Source organism: Kitasatospora sp. DSM 101779 (assembly GCF_025655475.1).
Taxonomy (GTDB): Bacteria; Actinomycetota; Actinomycetes; order Streptomycetales; family Streptomycetaceae; genus Kitasatospora.
Window position 1 is genome coordinate 2131117 of sequence record NZ_JAHTIK010000001.1, and the last position, 23839, is coordinate 2154955.

At 74.2% G+C, this 23839-nt stretch carries 22 protein-coding genes; 15 read left to right on the plus strand and 7 right to left on the minus strand.

The annotated features are described in order from the left end of the window. Nucleotides 1-116: 116 nt before the first annotated feature. Nucleotides 117-542 carry a nucleoside deaminase gene (locus tag KSNIM_RS09925; RefSeq protein ID WP_263107889.1) on the plus strand — a complete coding sequence of 142 codons (426 nt, stop codon included), beginning with the start codon at nt 117-119 and terminating at the stop codon, nt 540-542. A gap of 20 nt (nt 543-562) precedes the next feature. Beyond that, nucleotides 563-1531: an isopenicillin N synthase family dioxygenase gene (locus KSNIM_RS09930; protein WP_263102862.1), complete on the plus strand. Its 969-nt coding sequence runs from the start codon at nt 563-565 to the stop codon at nt 1529-1531. A gap of 85 nt (nt 1532-1616) precedes the next feature. On the opposite strand, the gene KSNIM_RS09935 is transcribed toward KSNIM_RS09930, so the two are convergent. Both KSNIM_RS09935 and KSNIM_RS09940 read right to left on the minus strand, forming a co-directional pair. Then, nucleotides 1617-3533, minus strand: a complete 1917-nt coding sequence (locus KSNIM_RS09935; RefSeq protein ID WP_263102863.1) for a hypothetical protein — start codon at nt 3531-3533, stop codon at nt 1617-1619. Nucleotides 3534-3684: 151 nt separating this feature from the next. Continuing rightward, nucleotides 3685-5142 carry a lipase maturation factor family protein gene (locus tag KSNIM_RS09940; protein WP_263107890.1) on the minus strand — a complete coding sequence of 486 codons (1458 nt, stop codon included), beginning with the start codon at nt 5140-5142 and terminating at the stop codon, nt 3685-3687. Nucleotides 5143-5540: 398 nt separating this feature from the next. On the opposite strand from KSNIM_RS09940, the gene KSNIM_RS09945 reads away from it, so the two are divergent. After that, nucleotides 5541-6440, plus strand: coding sequence for an EamA family transporter (locus KSNIM_RS09945; protein WP_263102864.1), 900 nt, complete (start codon nt 5541-5543; stop codon nt 6438-6440). Nucleotides 6441-6664: 224 nt separating this feature from the next. Continuing rightward, nucleotides 6665-7750 (plus strand): sugar ABC transporter substrate-binding protein, encoded by a 1086-nt coding sequence (locus KSNIM_RS09950; protein ID WP_263102865.1) that lies wholly within the window; start codon nt 6665-6667, stop codon nt 7748-7750. A 28-nt stretch (nt 7751-7778) separates the two neighbouring features. Here the strand turns inward: KSNIM_RS09950 and KSNIM_RS09955 are convergent, their stop codons facing one another. Beyond that, nucleotides 7779-8672 carry a DMT family transporter gene (locus KSNIM_RS09955; RefSeq protein ID WP_263102866.1) on the minus strand — a complete coding sequence of 298 codons (894 nt, stop codon included), beginning with the start codon at nt 8670-8672 and terminating at the stop codon, nt 7779-7781. Here KSNIM_RS09955 and KSNIM_RS09960 point away from each other — a divergent pair. After that, nucleotides 8671-10101, plus strand: a complete 1431-nt coding sequence (locus tag KSNIM_RS09960; protein ID WP_263102867.1) for a PLP-dependent aminotransferase family protein — start codon at nt 8671-8673, stop codon at nt 10099-10101. The genes KSNIM_RS09955 and KSNIM_RS09960 overlap by 2 nt on opposite strands. Nucleotides 10102-10221: 120 nt before the next feature. Here KSNIM_RS09960 and KSNIM_RS09965 read toward each other — a convergent pair whose 3' ends face one another. After that, entirely contained in the window at nt 10222-11295 is a 1074-nt protein-coding gene (locus KSNIM_RS09965) for a GAF domain-containing protein (protein ID WP_263102868.1), read from the minus strand. Between the two features lie 323 nt (nt 11296-11618). On the opposite strand from KSNIM_RS09965, the gene KSNIM_RS09970 reads away from it, so the two are divergent. The 7 genes from KSNIM_RS09970 (at nt 11619) to KSNIM_RS10000 (ending at nt 17451) form a co-directional block, all read left to right on the plus strand. Beyond that, nucleotides 11619-12845 carry an acyl-CoA dehydrogenase family protein gene (locus KSNIM_RS09970; protein ID WP_263102869.1) on the plus strand — a complete coding sequence of 409 codons (1227 nt, stop codon included), beginning with the start codon at nt 11619-11621 and terminating at the stop codon, nt 12843-12845. Between the two features lie 251 nt (nt 12846-13096). After that, nucleotides 13097-14959 (plus strand): sensor histidine kinase, encoded by a 1863-nt coding sequence (locus tag KSNIM_RS09975; RefSeq protein WP_263102870.1) that lies wholly within the window; start codon nt 13097-13099, stop codon nt 14957-14959. After that, the gene (locus KSNIM_RS09980) at nt 14959-15393 is read left to right on the plus strand and encodes a roadblock/LC7 domain-containing protein (protein ID WP_030265945.1); all 435 of its coding nucleotides are present in this window, start codon (nt 14959-14961) and stop codon (nt 15391-15393) included. Before KSNIM_RS09975 ends, KSNIM_RS09980 begins: the two co-directional genes overlap by 1 nt. Then, nucleotides 15390-15761: a DUF742 domain-containing protein gene (locus tag KSNIM_RS09985; RefSeq protein ID WP_263102871.1), complete on the plus strand. Its 372-nt coding sequence runs from the start codon at nt 15390-15392 to the stop codon at nt 15759-15761. The genes KSNIM_RS09980 and KSNIM_RS09985 overlap by 4 nt, the downstream gene beginning before the upstream one ends. Nucleotides 15762-15781: 20 nt before the next feature. Continuing rightward, a complete protein-coding gene (locus tag KSNIM_RS09990) occupies nt 15782-16360 on the plus strand; it encodes a GTP-binding protein (protein WP_263102872.1) in 579 nt (192 codons plus the stop codon). Nucleotides 16361-16781: 421 nt separating this feature from the next. Beyond that, nucleotides 16782-16940, plus strand: coding sequence for a hypothetical protein (locus KSNIM_RS09995; RefSeq protein WP_263102873.1), 159 nt, complete (start codon nt 16782-16784; stop codon nt 16938-16940). 25 nt (nt 16941-16965) lie between these two features. Continuing rightward, nucleotides 16966-17451 (plus strand): helix-turn-helix transcriptional regulator, encoded by a 486-nt coding sequence (locus tag KSNIM_RS10000; RefSeq protein ID WP_263102874.1) that lies wholly within the window; start codon nt 16966-16968, stop codon nt 17449-17451. Between the two features lie 269 nt (nt 17452-17720). Here the strand turns inward: KSNIM_RS10000 and KSNIM_RS10005 are convergent, their stop codons facing one another. Next, a complete protein-coding gene (locus tag KSNIM_RS10005; protein ID WP_263102875.1) occupies nt 17721-18572 on the minus strand; it encodes an EamA family transporter in 852 nt (283 codons plus the stop codon). Nucleotides 18573-18689: 117 nt separating this feature from the next. On the opposite strand from KSNIM_RS10005, the gene KSNIM_RS10010 reads away from it, so the two are divergent. Then, a complete protein-coding gene (locus tag KSNIM_RS10010) occupies nt 18690-20597 on the plus strand; it encodes an NAD-binding protein (protein WP_263102876.1) in 1908 nt (635 codons plus the stop codon). Nucleotides 20598-20667: 70 nt separating this feature from the next. On the opposite strand, the gene KSNIM_RS10015 is transcribed toward KSNIM_RS10010, so the two are convergent. Next, nucleotides 20668-20877 (minus strand): EF-hand domain-containing protein, encoded by a 210-nt coding sequence (locus KSNIM_RS10015; RefSeq protein ID WP_263102877.1) that lies wholly within the window; start codon nt 20875-20877, stop codon nt 20668-20670. A gap of 131 nt (nt 20878-21008) precedes the next feature. Between KSNIM_RS10015 and KSNIM_RS10020 the strand changes: the two genes are divergently transcribed. Together KSNIM_RS10020 and KSNIM_RS10025 are read left to right on the plus strand one after the other, a co-directional pair. After that, nucleotides 21009-21863, plus strand: a complete 855-nt coding sequence (locus KSNIM_RS10020) for an Fpg/Nei family DNA glycosylase (RefSeq protein ID WP_263102878.1) — start codon at nt 21009-21011, stop codon at nt 21861-21863. A gap of 64 nt (nt 21864-21927) precedes the next feature. Then, nucleotides 21928-22842 carry a 1-phosphofructokinase family hexose kinase gene (locus KSNIM_RS10025; protein ID WP_263107891.1) on the plus strand — a complete coding sequence of 305 codons (915 nt, stop codon included), beginning with the start codon at nt 21928-21930 and terminating at the stop codon, nt 22840-22842. 7 nt (nt 22843-22849) lie between these two features. Here KSNIM_RS10025 and KSNIM_RS10030 read toward each other — a convergent pair whose 3' ends face one another. Next, on the minus strand, nt 22850-23797 hold the full coding sequence (locus KSNIM_RS10030; RefSeq protein ID WP_263102879.1) for a LuxR C-terminal-related transcriptional regulator: 948 nt from the start codon (nt 23795-23797) through the stop codon (nt 22850-22852). Nucleotides 23798-23839: the final 42 nt, after the last annotated feature.

Sequence of the window (23839 nt, forward strand, 5' to 3'; positions counted from 1 at the left end):
CCGCCGGGTGGGGAGTCGGACGCGGAAGCACGTCGGACCGGGCGCCAGGGAGGGTACGCACCCTTCGTTGCCACGGTGTTTCGGATCGGGAGGTGGAGCCGGTGGATGTGCAGAGGATGCTCGCGGTCGCGGTCGAGGAGGCCCGCGCCGGGCTGGCGGAGGGCGGGATCCCGATCGGGGCCGCGCTCTTCGACGAGCACGGCGAACTGCTCGGCCGCGGCCGCAACCGCCGCGTCCAGGACGGCGATCCGTCGATGCACGCGGAGACTGCGGCGTTCCAGGCCGCCGGCCGGATGCGCGGATACCGCCGCACCACGATGGTCACCACGCTGTCGCCGTGCTGGTACTGCTCCGGGCTGGTGCGGCAGTTCGGGATCGGCCGGGTGGTCGTCGGCGAGGCCCGGACGTTCAGCGGCGGCCACGACTGGCTGGCCGAGCACGGCGTGCAGGTCACCGTGCTGGACGACCCGGAGTGCGTCCGGCTGATGACCGACTTCGTGGCCGCGCGCCCGGAGCTGTGGTTCGAGGACATCGGCGAGTGAGCCGGGAAGGAGCGGACGGCATGACAGAGGTGCGGATCCCCACGGTCGACCTCCGGGCGTGGACGGACGGCACGGCGGACGAGCGCGCCGCGATCGCCCGCAGCGTCGACGAGGCGCTCGGCCGCGCGGGATTCCTGCTGCTCACCGGGCACGGCTCGACCGAGCGGGAACGGGCCGGGGTCCGGGCGGCGGCCCGCGGCTTCTTCGCCCTGCCGGAGGAGGTGAAGCAGCGCTACGCCGTCGCGGTCGGCGGCCGCGGCTGGCTCGGCCCCGGCGCCGAGGCGAACGGCTACGCGGAGGGCACCGAGACCCCGCCCGACCTCAAGGAGTCCTGGACGGTCGGCGCCGACCGGGCCACCGGGGACAAGGAGTTGGACGACTTCTGGTTCCGGCCGAACGTCTGGCCGACCGCCGAGGCGCCGCGCCTGCAGGGCCTGGTGGAGGCGTACATGGCGCGGATGCGGACCGTCGCCGACGAGACGCTGCGGCTGCTCGCGGCGGCCCTCGGACAGCCCGAGGACTTCTTCACCCGGCACACCGGCGCCCCCACCTACACCTGCAACATCAACTGGTACCCCTCGGCCGGCACGGTCGGTGCGCCACTGCCCGGCCAGTACCGGATCGGCCCGCACACCGACTTCGGCACGGTCACCCTGCTCGACCGCCAGCAGGGCCGCGGCGGGCTCCAGATCTGGACGGAGGAACAGGGCTGGGCCGACGCCCCCTGGGACCCGGCCGCGCTCACCGTCAACATCGGCGACCTGATGGCCCGCTGGACGGGTGACCGCTGGCGGTCCGGGCGCCACCGCGTGCTGCCGCCCTCCCTCGACGCCCCGGAGGAGGAGCTCATGTCCCTGGTCTACTTCTACGAGTGCGATCCGCACACCCTCGTCAGCCCGCTGCCCGCCCCGGTCGGACGGGTGGCGCACCCGCCGGTCGACTCCACGGCGTACCTGCGGGCCAAGCTGGACGCCATCACCGTCGGCTGACCGCTCCGGCGCCCGGCCCCGGACACGGCCGTGCCCGCCGCCCCCGGTCGGGGCGGCGGGCACGGATCCGGCGCGGTCGGTCCGATCAGGCGCGGACCTCGGAGACGGCGGCGCCCAGCGCCTCCTTGATGCGGGGACCGAGGCGGGTGAAGCCCAGCTCCTTCATCGCGGCGCGGAGCAGCTCGTCGTCCGAACGCTCGGTGCCGTCACCGTCCAGCCACCCGACGAGCGCCACCAGCTCGGCCGGGCTGTAGGCGGTCACCGCCTTGCCCGGGATGATCTCCGGCTTCTCCGGCCGACCACCCGCAGCCGCCTCGACGACGGCCGCAGCCTCGACGACCGGCTCCGCAACCGGCTCCTCGACGGGGACCTCGGCGACGGCCTCGGGCTCGACGGCAGGCTCCGGCTCGACGACGGGCTCGACCTCGGCGACCGGCTCCTCGACGACGGGCTCCTCGACGAGGACCTCGACCTCGGCGACAGCCTCCGCCTCAGCCTCGACGATCGGCTCCTCGGCCGGGGCCTCGACCTCGGTGACGGCCTCGACGACCGACTCCTCGACGACGGCCTCGGACTCGACCTCCGCCACCGTCTCCTCAGCCGGGACCTCGACCTCGACCTCGGCGACGGGCTCGGCCTCGACAGCCGGCTCCTCGACCTCGACGACGGCCCCGACGACCGGCTCCTCGACCGGGACCTCGACCTCGGCGACGGGCTCGGCCTCGACAGCCGGCTCCTCGACGACGGCCTCGGACTCGACCTCCGCCACCGTCTCCTCAGCCGGGACCTCGACCTCGACCTCGGCGACGGGCTCGGCCTGGACGGCCGGCTCCTCGACCGCAACGTCGGCCACCACCGGCTCGGCCTCGGCCTCGGCCTCGGTCTCCGCAGCAGCCTCGGTCTCGATGGCGACCTCGGCCTCCGCCTCCGCCTCGACGGGAGCCTCGATCTCAGTCTCAGCCTCGACCTCGGCGGTCTCCTCCGCGACGGCGTCGACAGCCTCGGCGACCTCGACGGCCTCCGCGGTCTGCTCGCCGCGCGGACCGGCCGCGAGCGCCTGGCGGGCGGCCTCCTCCGCGTCCGTACCGTCCTCGGCGGCGCCGGCGGTGTGCCGGTCGTACGCGGCGAGGGCGGCCTCGCGGTCGGCCTGACGCTCCGCCAGCTCGGCGAGCAGGTCGTCGAGGCCCTGCTCGGCGAGGGCCTTCCGGAGGGAGGCGAGGGCGGGCAGCCGGAAGAGGGTGCCCTCGTCGGCGGCCAGGCGGTCGACCAGGTCGGCGAGTTCGCCGAGCGGCAGGGCCTCCGGCTCCTGGCCGGGCAGCAGGCGGCCGAGCGCGCGCACGGCGGTGCCGAGCGACTCGATGGCCTGGGCGGTCTCGGCGAGCAGGGCGCCGTCGACCGGGACGGCCGGGTTGGCGCCGCTGGTGGCGAGGGCCGACCAGTCGGTGCGGGCCCCGGCGGCCGCGGCGAGGGCGGCGTGCAGGTCGGCGCGGCCGAGCTTCTTGCCGCCGGTCAGCGACTTGGCCTGCGAGCGCAGCGCCCAGCGGCGGCCGATGGACAGCTTCACGTTCTGCTCGGTACGCCAGCGGCGGGTGCCGGTGGCGGCCGCGAGCGCGTCGAGGTCGGCGGAGAAGGCCTCGGCGCTGAGCGTGGAGGTGGCGGACTGGACGCGCTGCAGGACGTCGAGCAGGGTGCTCAGGCCGAGCAGGGTGTCCGGGACGTCGAGTTCGGCCTTGGCGGCGAGGCCGCTGACCGCGCCGCCGACGGCGCGGATCTCGAGGCTGCGCAGTTCGGCGAGGACGGTGGAGGCGGCGCGCGCGTCCTCGCCCTCGGTGACGGTGGTGGCTGCGGCCAGCCACGGGTTGGCGTCGGGGGTCAGGGCGAAGCCGCCCTGGTCGGCGTAGCGGCCGAGCTCCTCGCGGGTGTCCGGCCCGGCTTCGCCGCCCGGAGTGGCAGCCGGGGCCGGCACCGAGGCGTCGGCGTCGTTCAGGTAGCGCACTGTCATGTGGAAGTCCGGTTCGTGGCGGGTGACGGGAGGGGGTTTGCGGAGAGGGGGCGCCGAGATGCGGCTCGGCGGGTACGGCGCGAGGGCCAGAATACGGGTGCCCGTTCGACGGGCGCGAGCACCCGGCGGGTTGTTGCCGAGCTGTGCCGTGTCATGGCCCGGTCCGGGGTGCGAGGTGCCGGACGTCGCTGAGCGTGACCGGCGGGAGGAAGTCGCGCAGGGGTTCGCGCTGCCACCACTCGCCGGTGGACCTGAGTCGGCGCCAACTGCTGTACCGGTAGCGGTAGAGGCGGGCCCGGACGAAGGTGGGCGGGGTGTCCGGGAAGGGGTTGTGCCGGAGCAGCCGGAGGGTGTCCGGGTCGTTGACGAGCAGCCGGGCGACCAGCGGGGCGAACCAGGGCCTGGCGTAGGAGGGGGAGATGGCGGCGAACCACATGAGCCAGTCGAGACGGAGGTGGTAGGGGGCGATCTGCCGCGGCATACGCCGGAGTTCGCCCGGTTTGCCCCGGAATCCGTAGGCGTGCCAGCGGGTGCCGGGGCCGGGGAGTTCGGCGTCGGTGCCCTCCAGGACGATCTCGTGGCGGATCCGGGTGACCGAGCCGAAGGCACCGTAGCTGTTCACCAGATGGAGTCGGTCGTAGGACCTGTTCATCGCCTGGTGGGGTGAGAGCAGGTTGCGGGCCGGCCGGTAGCTGAGGACGAGCACGCCGGCGGTGAACACGAGTACCAGCACCTCGTACCAGACCGGGGAGGCCGGGAAGTGCGGGGCGTCGGGGAGCGGGATCACCCGGCCGGCGGTGCCGGCGTCGACGGCGGAGAGTGCCAGGGCGATGGTGAGCCAGTTCAGCCAGGCGAAGTTGCCGGAGAGGACCAGCCACAGCTGGGTGACGGTCATCAGGACGGCGGCGATGCCCGCTCCCGGCTGGGGCAGGAAGAGGGCGAACGGCACGAGCAGTTGGACGGTGTGGTTGGCCGCCACCTCGACCCGGTGCAGCGGTTTCGGCAGGTGGTGGAAGAACCAGCTGAGCGGGCCCGGCATCGGCTGGGTCTCGTGGTGGTAGTAGAGGCAGGTGAGGTCGCGCCAGCAGGCGTCGCCGCGCCACTTGATCAGTCCGGCGCCGAACTCGACGCGGAAGAGCAGCCAGCGCAGCAGCCAGAGCACGGTGACCGGCGGGGCGACGTCGCCGTTGCCGAGGAAGGCCGCGAGCACCCCGGTCTCCAGCAGCAGCGACTCCCAGCCGAAGGCGTACCAGGTCTGGCCGACGTTGACGACGGAGAGGTAGAGCGCCCAGAGCAGCGCCCACCAGAGCATCGCGGCCCAGAGCGGCACGAGGTCGCCCGCCCCGGCGACCAGCGCGGCGGCGAGGACGGCGCCGACCCGGGCGGTAGTGGCGAAGGACCGGTCGCTGTAGTGCCAGTGGAAGAGGCTGGGCGAGCGGCGGAACGGGACGGCCGCGGTGAAGCGCGGGACGGGGAGCATGCCGCGCTCGCCGATCAGGGCGCGGAACTGGTTGGCGGCGGCGACGAACCCGACGGTGTAGAGCAGCGCGATCAGCCGCTGGAAGACCTGGCGGGCGAGCCAGTAGTCGGGGGCCGCGAACCACTCCACCTCGTGCGCTCCTCGGTCGTCCGCGCTCGGACCGTCCATGCCTACCACTTCGCGGCGGGTCCGGCGCGCGGTGGCGTCCCTCCGGGCCGCCTACTTCATCCGGAAGGCGCACCGGACCGAGGCGCCCGGACGCGGGGCCGGACGCGGGGCCCGGGTGCGAGCGGGACGGTCGCAGGGTGGGACGGGCTCCCGCGGTCCGCCCGGACTGTGATCTCATACCGGATGTTCAGTACCGAACCAGGGAGACACCCATGACATCGGCTTCGCCGCAGCCAGCCGCCGACCCGTCCTGTCCAGATCCGTCCCGATCCGTCCCTGCCGCCTCTCCCGCGACCGTCTCCACGACCGAGCCCTCCTTCGCGACCGAGCCGTCGCCCGCCACCCCGTCCGCAGGTCCGGTGGACGCCGTTCCCCGGCGCGGGCTGTCCGGCGCGGTGTGGGGCGCGCTCGGCATCGTCTACGTGGTGTGGGGCTCGACCTACCTGGCGATCCGGGTCGTGGTGGAGACCATGCCGCCGTTCCTGTCGGGTGCGATGCGCTTCGTCGCGGCGGGCCTGGTGCTGGCGGCGATCGTCGCCGCCCGACGGGGGCCCGCCGCCCTGCGGGTGCGGCCGCGCGAGCTCGGTTCGGCGGTGCTGGTGGGCCTGCTGCTGCTGGTCGGCGGCAACGGCATGGTGGTGCTGGCGGAGCAGTCGGTGCCGTCCGGGCTGGCCGCGCTGATGGTGGCCAGTGTGCCGCTGTGGGTGGTCGTGCTGCGCCGGGTGCTGGGGCACCGGACACCGGCGGCCACCCTGGGCGGGGTGCTGGTCGGCCTGCTCGGACTGGTGGTGCTGAGCGCCCCGGGGCTGACCGGCGAGGTGCGGCCGGTGGGCCTGGTCGCACTGCTGGCCGGCTCACTGATGTGGGCCTGCGGCTCGGTGCTGGCGGGCCGGCTGCCGATGCCGGCCGATCCGCTGACGGCCAGCGCGTACGAGATGCTCGCGGGCGGCGTCGGCGCGCTGGTGCTGGCCCTCGTCCGGCACGAGCCGCGGGGCTTCGACCCGGCCGCGGTGTCGGGGGCGTCCTGGGCGGGCCTCGCCTACCTGGTGGTGTTCGGCTCGCTGATCGCGTTCAGCGCGTACGCCTGGCTGCTGCAGCGCGCGCCGCTGCCGCTGGTGGCCACCTACGCCTACGTCAACCCGGTGGTGGCGGTGCTGCTCGGCTGGCTGGTCCTCTCCGAGGCGCTGACCTGGCCGATCGCGGTCGGCGGCGGCGTGGTGGTGGCCGGGGTGTGCCTGGTAGTGCGGACCGAGCGGTGATCGGACGGGTCCGCACCGTCCGGCGCCCGGTCCCCGCAAGTGAGTTGAGAAGTTGTCGGCATGACCGGCCCCAGAGACCCTCCCGGGAGATCATGTATTCAACAAGGTAACAATGTGGTCGAGAAATCTTAGTGAACGTTTTATTTGTTGACGGGCCGCGGCGTCGGCGGATTGACTTCCTGCTCGCCGCACTCCGCGGCGCCGTCAGGGAGGCACCACCCACCATGAACGCAATGACGCGTCGCATCCTCGCCGGCACGGCCGCTGTGTCGGCGGCGCTGTCACTGGCCGCGTGCGGCTCGGGCAGCAGTGCGAGCAGCTCCTCCGGCACGAAGGCCATCGGCCTGCTGCTGCCGGAGAAGTCGTCGTCGACCCGGTACGAGAGCTTCGACAAGCCGCTGATCGAGGCCTCGGTCGCCGCGCTGTGCACCAAGTGCGAGGTCGACTACGCCAACGCGGACGGCGACGAGACCGTCCAGAAGCAGCAGTTCGACGCACTGCTGAACAAGGGCGTGAAGGTCATCCTCCTCGACCCGGTGAACTCGGGCGCCACCGCGTCCTGGGTGGACGCCGCCGCCAAGAAGGGCGCGAAGGTCATCGCCTACGACCGGCTCGCCGCCGGCAAGGTGTCCGCCTATATCTCCTTCGACAACGAGCGCACCGGCGAACTGCAGGGCCAGGCCCTGCTGGACGCGCTGGGAGGCAAGGCGTCGAACGCCAATGTCGTGATGATCAACGGGGCCGAGTCGGACCCGAACGCCGCCCAGTTCAAGAAGGGCGCGCACAAGATCCTGGACGACAAGGTCAAGAAGATCGTCTACGAGCAGTCGGGCGAGTGGAAGCCCGAACTCGCGGCCACCAAGGTCAACGAGGCGATCGGCCACTTCGGAAAGAGCGGCATCCAGGCCGTCTACTCCGCCAACGACGGCATGGCCTCGTCGATCATCGGCACGCTCAAGGGCGCGGGCATCAACGTGCCGGTCGGCGGCCAGGACGCCTCGCTCGACGCGATCCAGCGCATCCTGACCGGCGAGCAGGCGTACACCATCTACAAGCCGTACAAGCCCGAGGCCGACGCCGCCGCCACCATGGCCGTCTACCTCGTGAAGGGCCTGGACATCACCTCGGTCGCGAGCGCCATGACCGAGAGCAACGGCCTGCAGATCCCGTCGATGCTGCTCAGCCCGGTCGTCGTCACCAAGGACAAGGTGGCCTCGACGGTCATCGCCGGCAACCTCTACAAGGCCAAGGACGTCTGCACCCCGCAGGTCGCCGACGCCTGCCGGGAAGCCGGCATCGAGGTCAAGTGACACCCCGCGGCCACCCGGCGGGCGGGCGTCAGCCCCGCGCCCGCTGGGTGGCCGCGATGCATCCCAGCACCAGCAGCGCCGCGACCGGCGCCGCCGGGGAGAGCCGCTCCCCCAGCACCAGCACCGCCCAGCCGAGCGTGAGCAGCGGCTGCGCGAGCTGCAGCTGACTCGCCTTGGGCACTCCGATCGCCGCCATCCCCCGATACCACAGCACGAAGCCGCCGAACTGCGAGACCGCCGCCGTGTAGGCGAGGCCGGTGAGCGCCTTCGGCCCGACGTGGACCGGTTCCGCGGCCAGGGCCAGGCCCGCCGCCAGCACCGACGCGGGCAGCGCCGCAACCACCGCCCAGGCGATCACCTGCCACCCGGGCATCGCCCGGGCCAGCCTGCCGCCCTCCGCGTACCCCGCCGCGCACACCGCCAGCGCCGCGACCAGCAGCAGGTCCGCGCGGCTCAGTGCACCGCGGCTCTGCTGCACCGTGAAGCCGAGCACCACCGCCGCGCCGGCCAGCGCCGCCCACCAGAAGCCGCCGGACGGCCGCCCGCCCGAGCGCAGCGCCGCCACCGCGGCGGTCGCCAGCGGCAGCAGGCCGATCACCACCGCCGAGTGCGCGGTGGACGAGGACTGCAGGGCCAGCGTGGTGAGCAGCGGGAAGCCGAGGACGCAACCGACCGCCACCGCCGCGAGGCCGGGCCAGTGCGCCCGGTCGGGCACCGGCACCCGGGCGGCGAGCAGGCCCGCGCCGGCCACCGCCGCGGCGAGCACCCCGCGCAGGCCGGCGGCCGTCCACGGTCCGAAGCCGGTGAGCGCCCAGGCGGTGGCCGGGAAGCTGAAGGAGAAGGCGAGGACACCCAGGGCGGCAAGTGCCGTACCACCGACCGCTACTGGACGGGGGGCGATAGCGCTATCGTGTGCTGTCATGCACGAGCGTAGCAGTGGGGCGGATCTCGCCGCGATTCTCCGGGCCGAGCTGGACCGCTACCCAGTCGGCGGCCGACTGCCGTCCAGCCGGGCCCTGATGGAGCGACACCAGGTGAGCCCGGTGACGGTGGCCCGGGCGATCGCCCTGTTGGCGGCCGAGGGGCTGGTCGTCTCCCGGCCCGGCGCCGGGGTGTTCCGGGCCGCGGCGCCGCGCCCGGTACCGGCCGCCGGGGACACCTCCTGGCAGGAGGTGGCGCTCAGCGCCGAGGCGGGCGTCCCGCCGGCCCGCTCCGCCGACGCCTCCGGGGTGCTCGGCGCGCTGGCCGTCCAGCCCGCCGAGGTGATCGACCTCAACGGCGGCTACCTGCACTCCTCGCTGCTGCCGGAACAGGCGCTGGCCGCGGCCCTCGCCCGGGCCGGCCGGCGGCCCGGCGCGTGGAGCCGGCCTCCGCTGGAGGGCCTGCCCGAACTGCGCGCCTGGTTCGCCCGCGACATCGGCGGCACGGTGAGCGCCGCCGAGGTGCTGGTGGCCGCAGGCGGGCAGAGCGCCCTCACCGCCGCACTGCGCTCACTGGCCGCGCCCGGTGCGCCCGTCCTGGTCGAGTCCCCCACCTACCCCGGGCTGCTGGCGGTGGCGCGCGCGGCCGGGCTGCGTCCCGTCCCGGTGCCGGTGGACGCCGACGGCGTCCGGCCCGGCCTGCTCGCCGACGCCTTCGCGGCCAGCGGGGCACGGGTGTTCGTCTGCCAGCCGCTGTACCAGAACCCGACCGGGGCGGTGCTGTCGGCCGGGCGGCGGCCCGAGGTGCTGCGCATCGCCCGCGCGGCCGGGGCCTTCGTGGTCGAGGACGACTTCGCCCGGCGGCTCGCGCACGCCGACGCCCCGCCGCCCCCGCCGCCGCTGGCCGCGGACGATCCCGACGGCGTGGTGGTGCACATCCGCTCGCTGACCAAGCCGACCTCGGCCAACCTGCGGGTCGCGGCGCTCACCGCGCGCGGCCCGGCCATGCAGCGGCTGCAGGCCGTGCAGGCCGTCGACAGCTTCTTCGTGCCGCGGCCGCTGCAGGAGGCGGCGCTGGAGCTGGTCGGCGCACCGGCCTGGGGGCACCATCTGCGGTCGCTGGCCGGACGGCTGCGGGAGCGCCGGACGGCGCTGGCCGGCGCGCTCGGGCGGCTGCGGCCGGCGCTGCTCCCGGACCGGCTGCCCGCCGGCGGCCACCACCTGTGGCTGCGGCTGCCGGACGGCACCGACCCGCAGGAGCTCGCCGCCGCCGCGCTGCGCGCCGGTGTCGCCGTCACCCCGGGGCGGTCGTACTTCACCGCCGAGCCGCCGGCCCCGCACCTGCGGGCCGGTTACGGCGCCGCCGAGGGCGTCGACCGGCTGGTGGCCGGGGCGGAACGGCTGGCCGAGGCCCTCGACAGGTTGGCCTGATCCGTACACCCCCGGTGCGTACGCGTCCGGCCGGTGCGCGACCGATCCGTACGTGTCCGATCCGCCCGGGGGCGCGACGGCCGGGCCGGGGCGCCGGACGCGCCCCGGCCGGATGGCCGGTCAGCCCGACAGGCCGGGGCGGCCCTGCGGGTACGGGGGGAGCACCTCGGCGGGGTTGCGACCGGACTGCTGCAGCCGGTCCACCAGCAGCGCGGCGAGGGTGCCGAGCTCCTCCTCGGTGCGGGACTGCGCGGTGACGTCCATGCCGACCGTCAGCACGCCGTTCACCATGCCCGTACGGGCGTTGCGCAGCGGCGTGCAGGTGAAGGTGTACACCTGCTCCGCGCGCCGGGCACCCGGCAGGTAGGACTGCACCCGGACGTCCTTGAGCACGGTGGAACGGCCGGTGCGGTAGGCCTCACCGACCGCGAGCGGCAGACCGGCGGCGGCCAGCTGGGGGTAGGCCTGGGCCAGGTCGGAGTACGGGCCGGGGGCGCCGAAGATGCCCGCGTGCTCGGCGTTGGCGTAGCGGATGGCATTGTCGGAGCCGTCCGTGAGCATGATCGGGAAGGGCGAGCCGTCGAAGGCCGCGAACATCTCCTGCTGCTGCGCGAGCAGGTTGTCGCGCAGCCGGATCTCGGAGAGCAGCGCCTCGGCCAGGTGCTGGATGTCCTTGAGGCGCTCGCGGCCCCACTGGCGGGGCTCGCGGTCCAGCACGCAGACCGTGCCGATGATGGTGTTGGTGTCGTCCACCAGCGGGGCGCCGAGGTACGCGCGCACGCCCAGCTCGTCGACCACCGGGTTACCGGCGAACCGGGGGTAGGCGAGGATGTCGTCCAGCGCCAGCGGCGAGCGCTGCGCCACCACGTGCGGGCAGAAGCCGTGGCTGAGCGGCATCTCGCGGGCCGGGAGGTCGAAGGCGATGCCGCGATCGGCCCAGGTGTCGTCCTCGACGGGCTGGGCCTGGGCGGGATTTGGCGGGATGTAGAGCCCGCGGAACATCTGGCGCTCGTCGTTGATGAAGTTGACCATCGCGATCGGGGCGCGGGTGATGCTGGCCGCGAGGTGCGCGAAACGGTCGAAGGCCTCGTCCGGGCTGGGGTCGTTGAGTCCCAGGTCGCGGAGCCGGCGGGTCCGTCCGGACTCGCCCCCTCCGCCCGGATAGGCGTTCTGAGCGCTCATCACATCAGTCATGGCGGACATGGTGTCAGAACTGTTGGCGCACTGGATCGGCCACGTCTCGCCAGATGGTCGGAATGAGAGGGGAAAGATCCATTCCCACCCGGCACGCGATCAAATCCTGTCCCGAGAAGGTCGCGCCGGTTTCACGCCAATCCATGATCACGCCCTGGAGGTGGGCAGTGACGCATATGACAATGAGTGCCTGCCGAGGACGGGTCACCCGTCCAACCGCGCGCGGCCCTCAACGGCGCGGCGGCCGTTCCGACCGTCCCCCACCCCGGTCGCCCTGCGCGGGAGGCGGGACGGCGGCGCTCCCGACCGACGAGAGGACGCCCATGCTGGGCCAGGACTACTTCACCGACGAACGGCACGAACAACTGCGCGCCGAGGTCAGGGAGTTCGCCGAGAAGGAGGTGCGGCCGCAGATCGCCCGGATGGAGGCGGAGCGCACCGTCGAGCACGAGCTCGCACGGGAGATCGCCCGCAGAGGATGGATCGGCGTCACCATCCCCCGGGTGTACGGCGGCATGGGACTCGGCCACCTCGCCAAAACCGTCATCATCGAGGAACTCTCCCGGGTCAGCGGCGCGATGGGCGCAATCGCCCAGGCCTCCCAGCTCGGTGTCGCCAAGGTCATCCACTTCGGCTCCGAGCAGCAACGCCGTCAGTGGCTGCCCCAGTTCGCGGACGGCCGGGCCCTGCCCACCATCGCGGTGACCGAGCCGGAGTCCGGCGGCCACGTGCTCGGCATGGCCGGCACCGCCCGCAAGCGCGGCCGCGACTACGTGCTGAACGGCCGCAAGTGGTTCGTCGGCAACTCGCACATCGGCGACGTGCACGGCGTGGTCCTCCGCACCGGCAAGGGCTCCCGCGGTCTCTCCGCCTTCCTGGTGCCGAGCGACGCACCCGGGTTCCGGCTCGGCGACCCCGGCAGCCAGAGCGGCCTGCACGGCTTCAGCTTCGGCGAGCTGGTCTTCGAGAACTGCCGCATCCCGGCCGCCAACCGGCTCGGCGAGGAGGGCACCGGCCTGGACGTCGCCTACTCCTCCAGCATCCTGTACGGCCGGCCCAACCTCGCCGCGGTCGCCCTCGGCATCCACCGGGCGATCGTCGAGGACACCGTGGCCTTCGCCGAGGACCGCTCGCTCTACGGCAAACCGCTGGCCGAACTCCCCAACATCAGCCTGAAGATCGGCGAGATGCAGTCCCGGCTGATGACCGCGCGGCTCGCCGCCTACCACGCGGCGCACCTGCTCGACCTCGGCCGGCCGTGCGACGCGGAACTGATGAACTCCAAGCTGGTGAACACCGAGTACGCCCTGGACTCGGCGCGCAACGCGATGGAGATCCACGCCGCGCGCGGCCTGCAGGCGGACTTCCGGATCGAGCGGTACCTGCGCGACGCCACGCACATCTACCCGCCGGCCGGCACCTCCGACGTCCAGCGCCTCCGCCTGGGCCAGGTGGCCTCGGGCAGCTACGGCGTGCAGTGGTCGGAGAAGCTCGCCGAGCTGGCCAAGGTGCACAGCACGGCCTGGGCCCCGCAGGCACTCGCGGTCTGACAGGTGCCGGCGTCCGCCCGGCGCGTCCGGCGCCGGGCGGACCCGAACACCCTTCGCACAGTCCACATTCCGTCAGTTGATGTTGCTCACATGCCTGTCGGGGCTGGTACCGTGCTGCCGTCGGCGGCAGAGCTGCGCGGAGCCACTTGATGACGGTCAGTCAACAGGGGGTATATCCTTCCCGCTCGTCCCCGCCGGCACCCGTCGACTCGCACGGGCTCTCGCCGTTCTGCACCCGCACGAGGAATCAGATGCCAGGCATACCGGCCCAGCGCCCCGGCCACCGCGCCGGCCGTACCGGCTCGCTCCGTACCTCCCTCCTCCCCCTGGTACTGGTGCCCTGCGCCGGCCTCGCCGTCGCCTGGGGCTACGCCGGCGTGCTGCTGCTGAACAGCGGGCAGGGCCTGGCGTTCGCGCTCGGCACCGCCGCGGTGGCGGCGGTGCTCGCCTGGAGCCTCGTCCAGGGCCGCCGCACGGCACAGGCCCTCACCGCCAGGGTGGACGCCCTGCGGGAGATCACCCGCAGCCTCGCCGAGACCGAACTGCCCGGCGTCGTCCGGCAGATCGAGGCCGGCGAGAGCGTGCCGGCACCGACCGACGGCCGCGCCGCGCGGCGCTCCGGCGGTGACGAGATCCAGCAGGTCGCCGAGGCCGTCGACGCCGTCCGGCGGACCGCCGTCGCGGCCATCGTCCAGCAGGCGCAGAGCCGCGAGGGCACCAAGAAGGTCTTCCTCAACATCGCCCGCCGCACCCAGGTGCTGATCCACCGCCAGATCACCATGCTGGACGAGCTGGAACGCCGCCACGAAGAGCCGGAGCTGCTCAAGGAGCTGTTCGCGGTCGACCACCTGGCCACCCGGATGCGGCGCAACGCGGAGAACCTGGTCGTCCTCGGCGGCGCGCTGCCCGCCCGCCGCTGGCGCAACGCCGTACCGATGGTCAACGTGCTGCGCTCGGCGGTCTCCGAGACCGAGAACTACGCCCGGGTGGTCGTCCAGGGCGTGCCCCGCACCGCGCTCGCCGGCCAGGCCGTCGCCGACGTCATCCACCTGGTCGCCGAGCTCATCGAGAACGGCACCACCTTCTCGCCGCCGTACACCCAGGTGCTGGTCTCGGCGCAGGAGGTCCCCAAGGGCCTCGCCGTCGAGGTCGAGGACCGTGGCCTCGGCATGTCCGAGGAGGAGTACGAGCGGCTCAACGCCTATCTCGCCGACCCGCCGGAGCTGGACGTCGCCGCGCTCGGCGACGACCTGCGGCTGGGCCTGTTCGTGGTCTCCCGGCTGGCCGGCCGGCACGACATCCAGGTCGCGCTGCGGCCCTCGCCGTACGGCGGCACCCGGGCCGTCGTCCTGGTGCCCTCCGCGCTGCTGGAGGCCGCGCCGGCGCCCGCGGGCTTCCCCGGCCTGCCGTTCGGCGCCCGGGTGACCGAGCAGCCCGCCGCCCGCCCCGCGGGCGGTCTCACCGCGGGCGCGTCGATCCCCGGCCTGCCGGGCGCGGTGGTCTCTGCCGTCCCGTTCCGCGTGCCGACCGCTCCCGAGCGTCCCCCCGTGCCCGCGCAGTCCGTCGTCCCGGCCGAGCCCGCCGGCGCGACACTGCCGGACGCGGCACTGCCGGACGTGGCGCAGGTCGCCGAGCGGGCCGTCCACGAAGCCGCCCCGGAGGCACGTGAGCTGCCCCCCCGGCAGCCGCAGCCGCCCGCCCTGCCCGCCGCCGGCGCCCCCTTCGTGCGGCCCGCCGCCGCCCTGCCCGCCGCCCCGGACGTCCAGGAGCTGCAGGACCCGCAGGACCTCCCCGCCGACGGCGAGCTGCGCACCCCGAAGGTGCTGCCCAAGCGGGTGCGGAACGCCAGCCTCGCCGACCAGCTCCGCGAGGCCGCCGCGGCCGAGCGCACCGGCGGGGCCGCCGCCGGCGGTGGCACGGCCGCCGCCCGCCCGGCCCGGCCCGCCCCGGAGGAGGACCCCTCTCCGCAGCGCTCTCGCGCCACCATGGCCGCCATCCAGCGCGGCACCCGGACGGCCCGCGACAGTGCGCCGCCGCAGGGATCCCCCGCCGGGGCCCCCGCCGAGACCCCCACCGCACCCGACCATGCCCCTGCTCGCGAGGACCAGCCCTGATGACGACCCAGCACACCGAAACCCAGCGCGATCTCAACTGGCTGCTGGACGAGTTGGTCTCCCGGGTACCGGAGACCAGGCATGCCGTGGTGCTGTCCGAGGACGGCCTGCTCGTCGGCATGGACAAGAACCTGGACCGTGCCGACGGCGAGCACCTGTCCGCCGTCGCCTCGGGGCTGCAGAGCCTCGCGCGCGGCGCCGGCCAGCGATTCGACGGCGGCCGCGTCCGGCAGACCGTGATCGAGATGGACCACCTGTTCCTCTTCGTCACCACCGCGGGCCAGGGCGCCCGGCTGGCCGTGCTCACCTCCGAGGCGGTCGACGCGGGCCTGATGGCCTACGAGATCAACATGCTCGTCAAGCAGGTCGGTGCCTACCTCACCGCCGCGCCGCGCAGCGATGCCGGCCGGGACCGGGCGGGTGACCTTGCGTGACCCCCGAGGAGGCGTGGTTCGACCGGGAGGCCGGGCATCTCGTCCGCCCTTACGCGATCACCGGCGGGCGGACGGAGTCGGGCCGCACCGACTACTCGCTGATCACCCTGGTGGTCACCGCCGACCCGCGCGTCGACACCACCCGGCTGGGGCCCGAACCGGCGGCGATCCTCGGCATGTGCCGGGAGCGGCCGCTGGCGGTCGCCGAGATCGCGGCCCAGCTCGACCTGCCGGTGAGCGTGGTCAAGGTGCTGCTCGGCGACCTCGCCGACGCCTCGCTGATCATCACGCGGGCGCCGGTCCCACTGGCCGAGGTGCCGGACCTGGCCCTCGTCCAGGCCGTCATCGACGGCGTGCGCAATCTCTGAACAGCTGAGGAGCAAGCACGATGACCCAGAGCCTGGTCCCCGGGGCGGTCAAGATCCTGGTGGCCGGCGGTTTCGGCGTGGGCAAGACCACCATGGTCGGTTCGGTCAGTGAGATCGAGCCGCTGTCGACCGAGGAGCGGATCACCCAGGCCAGCGTCGGCGTGGACAGCCTCGACGGCGTCCGAGACAAGTCGACGACCACGGTCGCGATGGACTTCGGCCGGATCACCCTCCGGGACGACCTGGTGCTCTACCTCTTCGGCACCCCGGGGCAGTTCCGCTTCTGGTTCATGTGGGACGACCTGGCGCTGGGCGCGCTCGGGGCGATCGTCCTCGCGGACACCCGGCGGCTGGAGTCCAGCTTCGCCGCGGTCGACTACTTCGAGCAGCGCGGGGTGCCGTTCGCGGTCGGCGTGAACTGCTTCCACGGCCGCCGCGAGGCGTCCGCCGAGGACGTCCGGGCGGCGCTGGACCTCGACGAGTCGGTGCCGGTGGTGCTCTGCGACGTCCGCGACCGGGCCTCCAGCAAGGAGGTGCTGCTCGCCCTGCTGGACCGCGTCCGCACCGGCGCCCTGGCGGCAGCGGGGCAGCCTGCCTGACCGGGCGAGCGCACAGGGGTGCTGGGGGCACCTCCCGGCCGACCGGGGCACGTGGCACAGGCCGCTACCGGGACGTCGGCGTGCTGCCCTGCACGCCGGCACTCACCGGTGCCCCGTGGGCGACGATCCGCTGGGTACGTCCGGGCGGGGGGCTTGTTGACAGCGGCAGGCATCTGACTTCGGGTTGGGTTCCGCCGACAACTTCATCATGGACACAGGGACTGATCCGGCGATCACCGGGGAGCCTCCGGAAGAAACGGGCCGACAGCCCGGAGTAGAACCGGACGAGAGCGGCCCGTCACAGCCGTCAATGAGGGCCTGTCCGCCGAGCGGACGGCAAACGGGGTGGTACCGCGGCGTTCGCACACTCGAACGGCGTCCCCGTACACGCACAGTCGACGCGCGCGCGAGGAGTACCACCATGGCCGACAGGCCGGATTCATCGACATACCCTGCTGTTCCCGCCCAGCCGTCCTTTCCGGCGATCGAGCACGAGGCGCTCGACTTCTGGGAGACCGACGGGACGTTCGGCGCCTCCGTGAAGGACCGCCCGGCCGGCGAGGACGGGAGCAACGAGTAGCGCTCCGATCCGCCGTGGTGTGCTGATGCGCACCGTCTACCTCGACAGCATCCGGAACCACCAGCCCACCCGGGACCACGTGAACTGGCTCCACACCCTGGGGGCGCAGGTCCGGACGACGGTCGCCCTCCCGGTCCGGATGATCATCCTTGACCGATGTGAGGCTGTGCTGCCCAACGACACGGCGGACGCGAGTGTGGGTGCGCTGGTCCTGCACGGACAAGGGATCGTGGCGGCACTCTGTGCCTTGTTCGAAAGCATTTGGGCCTCAGCCACCCCGCTCGGGTCCTCGCCCTCAGCCGTCCAGGAGCCGTTGCCACCCCAAGAGCGCGAGGTCTTGCGCCTTCTCGCCCAGGGGCTGACGGACGAAGCCATCGCCAACCGGCCGGGTGTCTCGCCGCGTACCGCCCGTCGCATCGCCGCCGACCTCATGACCCGCCTCGAAGCCCGCAGCCGCTTCGAAGCCGGCGTTCACGCTGTCCAGAACGGATGGCTGCCCGCTTCCCGGTGACGCCGGCAGTGGATGCCGGGCAGTAACACCGGACGCCACCACCATGCCACCACGCCGCCGGGCAGGCGGGGCTTGCGGTGACGACCGATCAGCCGGCCCCCGCACCACCAAGCAGGGTGCTGCTCCAGCAGGACGACCACGCCGAGCCGCACCTGGTTGCGCCGCGGAGGGTCCCTCCGGGCGACTGGGCGCCCACAGCGGGTACCTGCGTTGGGCGACCGACCCTGAAGGAGCCAGGTGCCGGGCCGGCCCCCGTACGCCCGGCCGAACTAGACCGGGGCGAGTTGGAGGACGGCGATGCCTGCCACCACCACCGCCCCGGCGGCCATCCGGGCGGCGCCGAGCCGCTCGCGGAAGACCAGGGCGCCGATCAGTGCGGCGATCACGATGCTGGTCTCCCGCAGTGCGGCGATCGTCGCCAGGTCGCCGTGCGCCTGGGCCCACACCACCAGTCCGTACGCGGTGAGCGAGAGCACCCCGCCGGCGATGCCCTGCAGCCAGCCGGGGCCGGGCTCGCAGAACAGCGAGGGGCCGCGCAGCAGGACGGCGGTGAGCAGCATGCCGGCGCCCTGCAGGACGAACATCCAGGCGATGTAGCCGAGCACGGTGGTCGAGGTGCGCACGCCCGTCCCGTCGACCACCGTGTAGCCGGCGATCATCGCGCCGGTGCCCAGGGCCGCGGCCACCGCGGGAAGTTGGGCGCGGCCAGGCACCCCGTCGGCCAGCGCGAGCCCGGCCAGGCCGGCCGAGATCACCAGGACTCCGGCCCACTGCGCGGTGCCGAGCGGGCGGCCGAGCACCAGCACCGAGAGGGCGGCGACCAGCCAGGGCGCGGTGCCGCGGGCCAGCGGGTACATCTGCCCGAAGTCGCCCAGCCGGTAGGCCTGCAGAAGCAGCAGCTGGTAGAGCACCTGGAGGACCGCGGAGGCGGCGAGGTAGGGCCAGGCGCGGGCGTCCGGCAGCGGGGCGAGGCAGGCGAGCAGGACGCCGCCGCCGAGGAAGGCCGCGTTGATGAGGGCGAAGCCGACCACCTTGTCGGGAAGGGCGTGGGCCAGGGCGTTCCACACCGCGTGCAGCGCGGCCGCCACCAGTACGACCACCGGCACCATTGTTGCGTCCATGCCCGCTCCCGTCCCCGTCGCAGACGTCCGAGGGTACCAACCTGTGCGAACGTGACGAATCATCAACGCGGCTGCGGGAAGATCGCGTTACGGTCACGGTCCTGCCAGGATGGCGGCATGTCCACCACCACCGGGTCCGTTCCCGCCCTGCCCTCGCAGCCCGTCCCGGCGCACGGCGGCGCCGATCCGGCCGGGCGGCCCGGACCGGCCGATCGGCCCGCCGCGGCCGAACACCCCCTCCCGGTCGAACGGCCGGACGAGGGCGGGCACATGATCGTCTGCGGCCAGGACACCCTCGCCCTCCGGCTCGCCGTCGAGCTCACCACGCTGTACGGCCGGCGGGTCACCGTGGTGGTGCGCTCCGTCCGGGAGGGGCAGGGCCCGCAGATCGCCGCGCTTGCCGAGGAACGGCGGCTGCCCGTCCGGGTGGTGGAGGCCGCCGAGCCGAGCACCGCGGTGCTGGCCGAGGCCGGCATCCGGGAGGCCGCCGCCCTGGCGCTGACCGGCTCCGACGACCAGGCCAACGTGCAGGCGGCGCTGCGGGCCCGCCGGCTCAACCCCGGGGTCCGGCTGGTGCTGCGGGTCTACAACCGGCGACTCGGCCGCCGGGTCGGCCAGCTGCTGGACCGGGCCGCCGCCGCCCGCACGCCGGACTGCGGTCCGGCCGCCGAGGCCTCCACCACCGTGCTGTCCACCTCGGCGACGGCGGCCCCCGCCCTGGTCTCCGCCGCCGTCTCCGGCCACCCGGCCGTGGTGCACGTCGACGGCCGGCTGCTGCGGGCCGCCGAACTGCCCCCGGGCACCCCGTCCGTCGGCACCGAGCTGGCCACCCTCGCCCTCCTCGCGCCGGGCGGACGGGGCCGCTCCCCCGTCCTGCTGCCCGGCCCGGACGCGGCGCTGCCACCGGACGGCCGACGGCTCGTCCTGGAGCTCCTCGGACACCCGGAGGAACGGCGCCCGCGCCGCCGCCTGCCGGGCCTGTCCGGCCTGCCGGTCGCCGCGCTGTTCTCCCGCCGGCTGCGCCTGGCCCTCGGCTCGCTGACCGCCCTGCTCGCCCTGTTCGCCGGCCTCACCTCCGCCCTCACCGGCGAGAACCCGCTGCACACCGCCTACCTCGCGGTGCTGGACGTGATCGCGATAGCCGACCCGGCCACCGCCGACACCCCCGCCCGCAAGGTGCTGCAGATCCTCACCGCGCTCAGCGGCCTGCTGCTGATGCCGCTGCTCACCGCCCTCGCCCTGGAGGCGCTCGGCACCTTCCGGGCCGCGTCGGCGCTGCGCCGTCCACCGCGCGGGATCTCCAACCACGTGGTGCTGCTCGGTCTCGGCCGGGTCGGCAGCCGGGTGCTGGACCGGCTGCGCGAGCTGGACCTGCCGGTGGTCTGCGTGGAGAGCGACCCGACCGCCCGCGGGGTGGCCCGGGCCCGCGCCTACGGGGTGCCGGTGGTGCTCGGCGACGCCACCCAGGAGGGGGTGCTGGAGGCTGCCCGGGTCGGCCGGGCCCGCGCGATGCTCGCCCTCACCAGCAACGACTCCACCAACCTGGAGGCGGCGCTCTCGGCCCGTGAGTGCAATCCGGAGGTCCGGGTGGTGATGGGTCTGTTCGACGACGACTTCGCCGCCGACGTGTACCGGGCGCTGCGCGACTCCTACCCGTCCGCGGAGACCCGCAGCCACAGCGTCTCGTTCCTGTCGGCCCCGGCCTTCGCCTCCGCGATGATGGGCCGGCAGGTGCTGGGCGCCTTCGCGGTCGGCCGACAGGTGCTGCTGCTCGCGGCGGTGGACGTCGGCGGCCACCCCGAGCTCGCCGGGCGGACGGTCGCCGCGGCGCACTGCCCCGGGCACTGGCAGGTGCTCGCCCTGGACGTGGCGGAGCCGGAGCGGCGCGCCCGCGACCTCGGCCTCGCCTACCGGGCCCGCCCCGAGCTGCGCTGGAACCCGCCCGCGGAGCACGTGCTCGACGCGGGCGACCTGGTGGTGGTCGCGGCCACCCGGGAGGGCCTCGGCCGGCTGCTGCGCCACTGACCGGGCCGCGGGGACGCCACGGGCCCGGCCGCACCGGGCTGCCCCGTGCGGCCGGGCCCGCGGCCGGACGTCAGCCCTTCTGGATCGCCCAGAACTCGTCCCAGTTCAGCAGGCCGTCCTTGCTGGTGTCGGCCTTGGCGATGACCGCCTGGGCCACCGGCACGGTCACGTAGGGGTCGCCCATCTCGGCCATGACCTTGGAGTACTCCTCCGGCGAGATGAATCCGTCCCCGTTGATGTCGAACCGGTCGAACGACGCCTTGGCCTTGTCGATGTCCATCTCGGCAGGTGCTCCTTCTGGGTGATGCGATGACGCCCGTACGATACCGGCGCCCGCCGGACGGCAGGAGCCCCACCACCCCCGCGGGCGATCCGTTGGCCGCCCCGGCCGGGCCCGGCCAGACTGGGGAGGTGCCCGAACTACCGGAAGTGCAGGCGCTGGCCGAGCGGATGACCGAGGCCTGCGCGGGCCGCTCGCTGGCCCGCGTCGAGGTCCTGTCGGTGCAGGTGCTGAAGACCTTCGACCCGCCCCCGCAGGCGCTGCAGGACCGGCTGGTGGCCGGGGTCGGACGGCACGGCAAGTTCCTCGACCTCACCACCGACGGCGGCCCGCACCTGGTGCTGCACCTGGCCCGGGCCGGCTGGGTGCACCGGCGGGCGTCCTTCCCCGCGAAGCCGCCGGGCCGGCGCGGACCGCTGGCGCTGCGGCTGGTGCTCGACGACGGCTCCGGCTTCGACGTCACCGAGCAGGGCACCACCAAGCGGCTGGCCGCGTACGTGGTCGCCGACCCGGCCCAGGTGCCCGGCATCGCCCGGCTCGGCCCGGACGCTCTCGCCGTCACCGAGGAGCAGCTCGCCGCACTGGCCACCGGGGCCCGGCGGCGGCTCAAGACCTTCCTCACCGACCAGGCCGTGCTCGCCGGGGTCGGCAACGCCTACTCGGACGAGATCGCGCACCGGGCGAAGCTCTCGCCGTACGCGACGGCGGCCACGCTGAAGCCCGACCAGCTGACCGCCCTGCACACGGCCCTGCACACGGTGCTCGACGAGGCGCTAGCGCACGCCAGGGCGGTGCCCGCGGACGGCCTGAAGGCGGAGAAGAAGGCCGGGCTCGCCGTGCACGGCCGCGAGGGCGAGCGCTGCCCGGTCTGCGGGGACACCGTGCGGTCCGTCAACTTCGCCGACTCCTCGCTGCAGTACTGCCCGACCTGCCAGACCGGCGGCCGGACGCTGGCCGACCGCAGACTCTCCCGCCTGCTCAAGTAGTGTGCTTGAATCTGCTCATATATAGCCGATTGCGAGCATGTTCGCGCAGAGTGGGGGATCGACCGTGCTGCTGGTGGTCACACCGAACCCGGCCCTGGACGTGACGTACACCGTGCCGGCGCTGCGCCCGCACACCACCCACCGGGTCGCCGCGGTCGCCGCTCAGGCCGGCGGCAAGGGCGTGAACACGGCCCGGGTGCTCACCGCACTCGGCCACCACGCACTCTCCGTCCTGCCGCTCGGCGGCCCGACCGGCGCGGCCGTCGCCGCCGACCTCGCCGCCGCCGGACTGCCGTACCGCGCCGTACCGGTCGCCGGGGACACCCGCCGCACCGTCGCCGTCGCCGACCCGGCCGACGCCACCCTCTTCAACGAGCCCGGGCCGCAGATCTCCACGGCCGAGTGGCGCCGGCTGGTCGAGGCGGTCGCCGCGGCACTCCCCGCCGCCCACGTCCTGGTGCTCTCCGGCAGCCTGCCGCCGGGCAGCCCCGAGGACGGCTACCGCGAACTCGTCTCCCTCGCCCGGACGCACAAGGTGCCCACCGTGCTGGACACCGACGGACCCGCGCTCACCGCGGCGCTCCCGGCCGGGCCGACCGCCGTCAAACCCAACGCCGCCGAACTGCGCACCGCCACCGGCCGCACCGACGTCCCCGCCGCCGCCGCGGAACTCCGCCGCCGCGGCGCGGGCGCCGTGGTCGCCTCGCTCGGACCCGACGGGCTGTACGCGCTGACCGGCGAAGGCGCCTGGCGGTGCGCGCCGCCCGACGCGGTGGCCGGCAACCCCACCGGCGCCGGCGACGCCGTGGTCGCCGCACTCGCGGCCGGACTGGCGGCCGGCGCCGACTGGCCCGCCGTCCTGTCGGAAGCGGTCGCGCTCTCCGCGGCCACCGTGCTCGCCCCGCGGGCCGGCCACTTCGACCGGGCCGCGCACCTGCGGCTCCGGGAGACCACCACGGCGACGGCGGTGCCGACCTGACGGTCGATCAGCGCGGACTGGCCTCGCCCAGCCAGCCCAGTGCGGCGACCTGGATACCCGCCTGGAAGCGGCTGCGGGCGTCCATCCGCACCATCAGATCGGCCATCATCCGGCGCACCGTGCGCAACGAGACCCCGAGCCGCTGGCCGGCCCGTTCGTCCGTGAGCCCCTCGGCCAGCAGCCGCAGCAGTTCGCGCTCCTGCGCGGTGAGCCCGTGCGGGTCGCGCTGGACGCTCTCGCCGAGCGGCCGGGCCTGCTCCCAGACCTGCTCGAACAACGCCCGCAGCGCCGCGATCACCCCGGGGCTGCGCAGCAGCACCGCGCCCTTGCGGGCGTCCTCCGGGTCGATCGGCACGATCGCGGTGGCGTTGTCGACCAGGATCATCCGCAGCGGCAGCGTGGGCACGGTGCGGACGGCGCCGCCGAGACCGTGCAGCCAGCGCGCGTACTGCACGGTGGCCGGGTCGTTGCGGACGCTGTCCTGGTAGACGGTCCGCATCCGGACGCCGCGCTCCAGGGTCTCCTTGTCGAGGGCACGGCTGGCCTCCATCACCTGCGGCGGCTGCGGGCCGCCCGGCGCGAACGAGAGCACCTCGGCGGCGGCGTCGGATGCGAGTTGGACGAGGCGGTCGCGCACCTCGTCGAGACTGCTGATGAGCTCGATGCCGGGCTGGTTCGCCGGCGCGTGGACACTGGCGTACTCGGCGATCAGGCCGGCCATCGCGGCCCGGCTGCGTTCGATCTCCTGCTGGCGGCGGGCGGCCTCGGCCTCCTGCCGGGCGAGTAAGGTCGCCAGGCCCAGTTCCGGATTGACGGCCCGCCAGCGGTCGTTGGCGCCGGTGGGTCTGGTGAGGGCGAGGTCGGCGAGCCGGTCGAGCGCGGCCCGTACCTCGGACTCGGCGGCCTCCAGCCGCTCCGCGATGCCGCGGGTGTCGAGCTCCGGGTGCAGAAGCATCGTTCTGTAGACGGCTTCGCCGAACGGATCGAGACCGATCGG